This window comes from Bacillus sp. 123MFChir2, from assembly GCF_000383235.1.
Lineage (GTDB): Bacteria > Bacillota > Bacilli > Bacillales > Bacillaceae_G > Bacillus_A.
Map to the genome: position 1 here is coordinate 1 of NZ_KB910998.1, position 8,563 is coordinate 8,563.

General features: G+C 33.7%; 6 protein-coding genes. 4 read left to right on the top strand and 2 right to left on the bottom strand.

Annotated features, from left to right (window positions below; all coding sequences use genetic code 11):
• A partial coding sequence (locus H280_RS0121980; protein ID WP_020063259.1) for a sensor histidine kinase occupies nt 1–974 on the bottom strand: 974 nt, incomplete at its 3' end.
• A gap of 1,064 nt (nt 975–2,038) precedes the next feature.
• Between H280_RS0121980 and hblC the strand changes: the two genes are divergently transcribed.
• The 4 genes from hblC (at nt 2,039) to H280_RS0122000 (ending at nt 7,871) form a co-directional block, all read left to right on the top strand.
• On the top strand, nt 2,039–3,358 hold the full coding sequence (hblC, locus tag H280_RS0121985) for a hemolysin BL lytic component L2 (protein ID WP_020063260.1): 1,320 nt from the start codon (nt 2,039–2,041) through the stop codon (nt 3,356–3,358).
• A gap of 272 nt (nt 3,359–3,630) precedes the next feature.
• On the top strand, nt 3,631–4,860 hold the full coding sequence (gene hblD / locus H280_RS0121990) for a hemolysin BL lytic component L1 (RefSeq protein ID WP_020063261.1): 1,230 nt from the start codon (nt 3,631–3,633) through the stop codon (nt 4,858–4,860).
• A 415-nt stretch (nt 4,861–5,275) separates the two neighbouring features.
• A complete protein-coding gene (locus H280_RS0121995; RefSeq protein ID WP_442852840.1) occupies nt 5,276–6,286 on the top strand; it encodes an HBL/NHE enterotoxin family protein in 1,011 nt (336 codons plus the stop codon).
• Nucleotides 6,287–6,749: 463 nt separating this feature from the next.
• Nucleotides 6,750–7,871 (top strand): HBL/NHE enterotoxin family protein, encoded by a 1,122-nt coding sequence (locus H280_RS0122000; protein ID WP_020063263.1) that lies wholly within the window; start codon nt 6,750–6,752, stop codon nt 7,869–7,871.
• Nucleotides 7,872–8,296: 425 nt separating this feature from the next.
• On the opposite strand, the gene H280_RS0122010 is transcribed toward H280_RS0122000, so the two are convergent.
• Nucleotides 8,297–8,563, bottom strand: a 267-nt coding sequence (locus tag H280_RS0122010) for an LPXTG cell wall anchor domain-containing protein (RefSeq protein WP_020063265.1), incomplete at its 5' end; no start/stop codon positions are given.

Genomic DNA, 8,563 nt, shown 5'->3' on the forward strand with positions numbered 1-8,563 from the left:
CCTTTGTGCATTTCAATTAATGATTGTGCAATGGATAATCCAAGTCCAGATCCCCCAGATTGTGAACTTCTTGATGGGTCTGTTCTAAAAAAGCGGTCAAATATGCGCAGTTGATCACTATAAGCAATCCCTTCTCCTTCATCACGTACGATGAATTGAACATGCTGTTTCTGCTTATTTTCCTCTACAATTAACTCAATCGTTCCAGACACTGGAGAATATCGAATTGCATTATGTAACAAATTACTGATAACTCGTGCTACCTTACAAGGCATAATCCAAAGCTTAGGTAATGTCTCAGAAACTTGTAATTGCAAGTGGATCTCTTTTTCTTCTAGTAAAATAGAATGTGAATCTAGTACTTCTAATAGAATACGATCCATATGTGTAAAACTTGGATAAAAATCTTCTTGTCCAAGTTCTAACTTAGAAAGATCAAATAAGTCATTAATTAATCCACTTAATCTTTGTATTTCTTTATGGATTGTCGTTAAGTACTGCGTTTTCATTTCAGGATCCTCAATTACATCATCTTGTAATGCCTCTACCATCAATTGTATGTTAGCCATAGGCGTTCGTAAGTCATGTGAAATATTCGCAATGAGCTCTGTGCGTGCTTTCTCTCCTTCTTCTAACTGAGTAAACCCTTCTTCTAACTTTTTAGCCATTTGTTGAAAAGCGGTCGCTAATTCCTTAAACTCTTGTGGTCCATACCCAATTTTATACATCGCCCCAAATTTTCTAGCGCTAAATTGTTTTGTTAATACAATCAAATTTTGGATAGATTCCGTAATAGGGCGTGTTAATATCCAGTAAATCATTGTTGAAAAGGCCATTGCTACAATTACAATTCCTATAAATAGCTGCGTTTGCTCTGGTCTAAGTAACATTTTCATTTCACTATACCAAATAGCAATTAACATAATTCCGGTGCTTAATATATTCATCAATAACAATTGATTTCGTAGTTTCATATTGTATTTCCCCCAGTTGTCTCAAACCAATAACCTGTGCTACTCCAACCTCTTACATAGATACCTCATTAACACAGTTACTGTCTTGCTCTCCTTGTATCCAAACTCACAAATTTGTTCAAGAATTTGCAAGCGTAAAAAAGCATTCCTTTCATGTTCTTTGTAATATATAAATACAAGTTGACTTTTTAACATCTAAGTTGCTGCTATGCAGAACAAAACATGGCCGCTACTTGCTGTCTATCTTTGTTTTAAACTTTGCACGTGGCAGGAAAAGTACCTGACCGCCTCTATGCATCGCCAGTTTCTCTCGTCCAACGAAAAAGAAAAGGGTTTTTATGTTAGTTTTTCAATTTGCATCTATATATAAAACACCTTAAGTATTCCTTGTTACAAGATAAAACTAATATCAGTAAATCCATCTTAGCTTAAATACCTTTCAATTTTCTTTCAAAAATGTAACAAATTTCTTTCAAAAGTATAATCGAAAGGCTGAATTGAAATTGCGAAACTCACTTTTCAAGAAGAGGTAATTTACAATTTCTAAAAGGTATAGCTGAGTAGTTACGAAAACATAATTACTATTTATAAGATAATAATATTATGTATGGTTGATACAACTATATTTATATGCAATTTTACATTCCCAAATAAAGTAAATCGATATACAAGGTGCCATTAAATTATATTAAAAAAACTTTTCCAACAAGAGATTAAGATAGATCAATAGGTAATTATTAGGTTATAATCATTTCCCTTAGTAAAGTAGTTAATAATATTAATTTTCTAAGTATAATATATTCTCTAAAACCAATATATAATGTCTGAATTTTCGAATATAAATAATGGAATTTTATTGTTTACTTACTAAAAACATACTGTTTAAAATGAGGGCGTAAGGTCCTTACAGTCTATGAAAATAGATAATAACGAGAGTTTCTTGATTTGATACTCTATCTGAAAGAATTCTCCTACCTCAATTATGCAAGGAGAAAACAAAACTATAGGTTGTTCAAGATGTATGAATAAAATTGTAAAAAAATAATAGTAAAGAGGTGTACTGAATGAAAAATAAAATACTTACAGGATTTTTAATCACATCAATTGTTACTGGGGCGAATATTCCTATCAATGCTCTGGCAACGCCAATCGCTCAGGCAGAGACGCAACAGGAAAACACGGATATTTCCTCATCATTACGAAAATTAGGTGCACAATCTAAATTAATCCAAACATATATAGATCATGCTTTAATGAGTCCTAATGTACAGCTAGCGGAAGTTCCATCTTTAAATACGAACCAAGATCTAATTAAAAAAGATATGAACGAATGGTCATCAGAACTTTATCCAAAATTAATTCTATTAAATTCAAAAAGTAAAGGATTTGTAACTAAATTTAATAGCTATTATCCAACATTAAAAGCGTTTGTAGACAGTAAAGAAGATAAAGAAGGGTTTGTAGATAGACTTGAAGTTCTTCAAGACATGGCTATGACGAACCAAGAAAACGTACAACGTCAAATTAATGAATTAACAGATCTTAAATTACAGCTTGATAAAGAGCTTAAAGATCTCGATACTGATGTGGCAAAAGCGCAGGTTTCCCTAAGTTCAGAGGGAACAGGGAAAATGGACCAGATAAAAAATGAATTACTAAATACTCAAAAATCAATTCAAAATGATTTACAACAAATCGCATTATTACCAGGAGCTTTAAATGCACAAGGACTTAATATATTCAAAGAAGTCTACAGTCTTTCAAAAGACATCATTGAACCGACTGCTCAAACAGCAGTGGCAGCGTATAACAAAGGAAAAGAAATTAACAAGTCTATTTTAGAAGCAGAGAAAAAAGCAGCGGACGAAGCGAAAAAAAAGGGTAAATCTACTCTAGAGATTGAATTGGCAAAAAAAGCAGCTCGTGAAGAAATTGAGAAAAACAAAAAAAGTGAAATAGCTGCAGCTGCAGTTGCAAAAACGAAAGAGTATGACCTTACGAAAGTTATTGATTCTGAAAAAATTAAAAAAACATATAGCGCCTTCGCTGAAGTAAATAAACTAACCGCAGAGCAACGAGCACATTTAGCTGATTTAGAGACACAAAACCAAAAATTTTATGATTTAACAAAGAACCTAACAGTAGCAGATTTACAAAAATCAATGCTTCTTATTATGCAAAATGATTTACATACGTTTGCAAATCAAGTAGATGTAGAACTTGACCTACTAAAACGCTATAAAGAAGATTTGGATCTAATCAAAAATAATGTTACAAAATTATCTACTAATGTTGATGCAACTGACCAGCAGTCTCAAAAAGATACATTAAGACAATTAAAACATGTAACAAGTTACCTTGAAGAACAAGTTAATAAATTTTAATATTATGAATTCGTAATTACTCAGTCACTCTATGAAAGACCGATAGAAAAGCATTTTTTTAAGTGGCCCTGAGGGACTGGCTATGTATAGTAGCGGTTAGGGCCTTTTCCTGCCACGCGCAAAGTTTTAAAACAAAGAAGGGCAGCGAGGTGTAGGTCCATTTTTAACTTCATAGCCGCAATCTATATGTCGAAAAATTAAAATGGATTCATGTAACAAAAATAATATAAAGATGATAAGAATCTATCAAAAAACTGCGAAGGAGAATCATTATGAAAAAATTTCCATTTAAAGTGTTAGCTGTAGCTACTCTAGCAACACTTATAACTGCTACTAACGGTAACACTATTCATGTGCTTGCCCAGGAACAAACCGCTCAAGAACAAAAAGTAGGGAATTATGAATTAGGGTCTGAAGGGCTGAAGAAAGCATTAGCTGAAACAGGATCTCATATTCTTGTAATGGATTTGTACGCAAAAACAATGATTAAACAACCAAATGTAAATTTATCTAATCTTGATTTAGGTTCAGAAGGAGCAGAATTAATTAAAAATATTCACCTTAATCAAGAACTATCACGAATCAATGCGAATTATTGGTTAGATACAGCGAAGCCGCAGATTCAAAAAACAGCACGTAATATTGTAAATTACGATGAACAATTTAAAAGTTATTACGATACATTAGCAGCTGCTGTACAAAAGAAAGATAAAGCGGAGTTAAAAGAGGGCCTAAATGATTTAATCACTACAATTAATACAAATTCAAAAGAAGTTACAGATGTAATTAAGATGTTACAAGACTTCAAAGCAAAACTATATGACAATTCTACAGGGTTTAAAAATAATGTTGGCGGTCCAGATGGGCAAGGTGGATTAACGGCACTATTAGCCGGAAATAATGCACTGATTCCACAACTTCAAGCTGAAATTGAGAAGCTACGTTCTACTCAGACAGAGCATTTTAACAATGTATTAGCATGGTCAATTGGTGGTGGATTGGGAGCAGTCATTTTAGTTTCTGCAGCCATTGCAGGAGCGGTAGTAATTGTTGTGACTGGCGGTACAGCAACACCAGCTGTTATTAGTGGTCTTACAGCTCTCGGTGCAGCTGGTATCGGTTTAGGAACAGCAGCTGGTCTCACAGCGTCTAAGAATATGGATTCCTATAACGAAATTTCTAACAAAATTGGGCAATTAAGTATGAAAGCTGATCTTGCTGGCCAAGCAGTTATTTCGCTTACTAACGCGAAAGCAACTTTGACAGATCTGTATCAAACAGTGGATCAAGCGATCATGTCACTAACAGGTATCCAACAACAATGGAATAAAATGGGGGCAAATTATACAGATTTACATGATAATATCGACTCTATGCAAGAACATAAATTCTCTTTAATACTTGATGATTTAAAAGCTGCTAAACAAAGTTGGAATGATATTCATACAGATGCAGAATTCATTTCGAAAGACATCGCTTTTAAACAAGAAGCAAAGAACTAAAAATCAAAACCTATATATAGAGATGCAAATTGAAAAACTAACATAAAAACCCTTTTCTTTTTCGGTGGGCGAGAGCAACTGGCCATGCATAGAATCGGTCAGTGCCTTTTCCTGCCACATGCGCAGCGAAAACCAAAAAGAGCAAACAAGTGCAGGTTCCTTTTTCATAGTAGCAATCTATATGTAAGACAAATAAATTGTATTTATATAGGAGGAATATGAAATGATCAAAAAAATCCCTTTCAAAATACTCGCTGCATCGGCGTTTTTAACTTTGACAACAACTTCTGTACTCTCACCAGTAGCAACTTTTGCAAGTGAAATTGAACAAACTAACAATGGAGATATGTCTCTTTCAGCAAATGAGCAAAAGATGAATGAAGCTTTGAGCAAGACTGGGTTATTTGCAAAATCTATGAATGCCTATTCTTATATGTTAATTAAGAATCCAGATGTGAATTTTGAAGGAATCACTATTAATGGGTATCCAGATTTACCTAGTAAAATTGTACAAAATCAAAAGAATGCAAGAGCACATGCTATTACATGGGATACAGAAATAAAAAGACAGCTTTTAGATACATTAACAGGCATTATCGAATACGATACGACATTTGACACTTATTATGAAACATTAGTAAATGCGGCTGATACGGCTGCTAAAAAGTTTAAAGAGGCTAATGAAGCTAATGTGGCTGAGGTTAAAATGGCTAAAGTAGCTGAAGCTAATGTGGCTAAAGATACTTTAAAAGAAGGAATTTCAGATTTACAGAGTGAAATTCAACAAAACCAAGCGTCTACAAAAAAATTAATAGAAGAATTAAGTAAGTTAAGAGACGCTATTGGAGAAGATGTTAGAGCGTTTGGAGGCAATAAAGATCTCTTGCAGTCAATTTTAAAAAGCCAAGGTGCTGATGTTGATGCCGATCAAAAGCGTCTAGAGGAAGTTTTAGGATCAGTAAACTATTATAAACAATTAGAATCTGATGGATTTAATGTAATGAAGGGTACCCTTTTCGGCCTACCGTTGATTGGTGGTATGATAGTGGTTGCAGCACAAGATAATTTAGCTAAGTTAGAGCCTACATTAGCACAATTACGTCAGACTGTAGATTATAAAATAACATTAAATCGTGTAGTTGGCGTTGCGTATAATAATATTAGTGAAATGCATAAGGCGCTTGATGATGCTATTAATTCTCTTACTTATATGTCTGCACAATGGAATGATTTAGATTCTCAATATAAAGGGGTACTGGATAGAATTGATACGGTATCTGAAAAAGCTGCTAAAGAAAAATTTACATTCTTAAAAGCTAACTTGAATGCAGCTAAAAGTAGTTGGAGAAATTTACACACAGATGCGTTCAGACTAAAAGATGGGATTAAAGAATTAAAAGTGGAACCTGTTACTCCACAACAATAGGGAATGCAAAGTTACCGAGAATCTATAACAACATTACTAAATTCATATATCCAAATTTAAAAAATGACCTAAAAACCTCTTTCTTTTTAGAGGAGGACAAGAGCATCTGGCCGTGCATAGAAACGGTCAGGGCCTTTTCCTCCCACATGCGAGGTTTTAAACAAGAGGAGCAAGCAAGTAGCAGTCATGTTTTATTCTGCATAGCAGCGGCTTATGTGTCGGAAAATTAAAATGGATATATATGATTACATTGTTAAATGATCATACAAAAATTAACAATTCCTTATACACTGAAAAGGCGGGGTCTAATTACAGACTTCGCCTTTCACTATAAATTTTCTTTGTAACTACTCAGTCACTCTATGAAAAAACGATAGAAAAGCATTTTTTTAAGTGGCCCTGAGGGACTGGCTATGTATAGTAGCGGTCAATCCAATCAAAACCTACAGAGGAGGAATATGAAATGATTAAAAAAATCCCTTATAAAATACTCGCTGTATCAACGTTTTTAACGATTACAACAGCGAATGTAGTTACACCAGTAATAGCCTTTGCAAGTGAAATTGAACAAACAACTACTGGGGATATATCTCTTTCAGCAAATGAAGAACAGATGAAAAAAGCTTTGCAAGATGCTGCGGTATTTGCAACATCCATGAATGACTATTCTTATTTGTTAATTAATAATCCAGATGTGAGTTTTGAAGGAATTACTATTAATGGGTATGCAGATTTACCTAGTAAAATTGTACAAGATCAGAAGAATGCTAGAGAACATGCTGTTAAATGGGATACGCAAATAAAAGGACAGCTTTTAAATACATTGACAGACATTATTGAATACGATACAAAATTCGACAGTTATTATAAAACATTAGTAGATGCGATTAATACGGGGAATGGAGATACTTTAAAAAAAGGAATTACAGATTTACGAGGTGAAATTCAACAAAACCAACAGTATGCCAAAAAATTAATACAAGAACTAACTAAATTAAAAGACGATATTGGTCAAGATATTAGAGCATTTGGAAGCAATAAAGATCTCTTACAGTTAATCTTAAAAAACCAAGGAGCTGATGTTGAAGCCGATCAAAAACGTCTAAATGAAGTTTTAGGAAAAATAAGCTATTATAAAAAATTAGAATCTGATGGAATAATAACAGTATCTATTCCCACTATTCCTACTTGGATTTCTGGTGGTACAATGATAGGTACAGCAAGAAGTAACTTAGGCTGGTTAGAGCCAGAATTAGCAAAATTACGTCAGACTGTAGATTATAAAATAACATTAAATCGTATAGTTGGAGTTGCGTTTAATAATATTAGTGAGATGCATAGTGCGATTGATAAAGCCATTAGTTCTCTTACTTATATGTCTGCGCAATGGGATGATTTAGATTCTAAATATTCAGGAGTACTGGGACATATTGAGAAGGCATCTGAAAAAGCTGATCAAAATAAATTTAAATTCTTAAAACCTACCCTGGACTCCGCTCAAAATAGTTGGAAGAGATTAACGACAGATACAGTCACATTAAAAGACGGGATTAAAGAATTAAAAGTGACACCTTCACAAAAATAAGAAAAAAGCGGAGTTTGATGAAGACTTCGCTTTTTAATAACTACTCAGTTACTTTATGAAAAAAGGCAGAAACGCATTTTTTTAAGTGGGCGAGAGGGACTGGCCATGTATAGTAGCGGTCAGTGCCCTTTCCTGCCACATGCGAAGTTTTAAAACAAAGAAAGGTAACAAGATGTAGGCCCATTTTTATCTTCATGGCCTGAATTATCCCCCTTACTAAACTTCTAAATGAAATATATAGCTGAGTAATTTCGATTTATATACAAAAACGCTATCCTTTCCTATGATTCTACAGAAAGAATAGCGTTTTTTTTCATTTTAGGGGGTATTTTGTTTTGTTAGCTTGATAGTGATGTGGCGGTACCCCTCATAGAAAATTTATCCCGCTATTCGTGGGCAGTAAGACTCCCACCTGAAAATTAACATCATTGTTTACTTTTTTTGTTCAATAAAAGTAAACCTAATCCCATCATTACAAAAAGTATGCCCATATATACTTCTATAGAAATTCCGCCCCCTGTTTTTGGTAATATCTCTCTATTTTCTCTCGAATTCTTCTTTGTTTGTAAAACTTTTGATTTATCTTCACCTGTATTTGGTTTTTCACTCGTATTCGGTTTTTCACCTGTATTCGGTTTCTCGCCCGTATTCGGTTTTTCACCCGTATTCGCTTTTTCACCTGTATTCGGTTT

Coding starts and splice junctions, on each gene's coding strand:
- hblC (WP_020063260.1), top strand. CDS start 2,039: ATGAAAAATAAAATACTTACAGGATTTTTAATCACATCAATTGTTACT.
- hblD (WP_020063261.1), top strand. CDS start 3,631: ATGAAAAAATTTCCATTTAAAGTGTTAGCTGTAGCTACTCTAGCAACA.
- H280_RS0121995 (WP_442852840.1), top strand. CDS start 5,276: ATGAATGCCTATTCTTATATGTTAATTAAGAATCCAGATGTGAATTTT.
- H280_RS0122000 (WP_020063263.1), top strand. CDS start 6,750: ATGATTAAAAAAATCCCTTATAAAATACTCGCTGTATCAACGTTTTTA.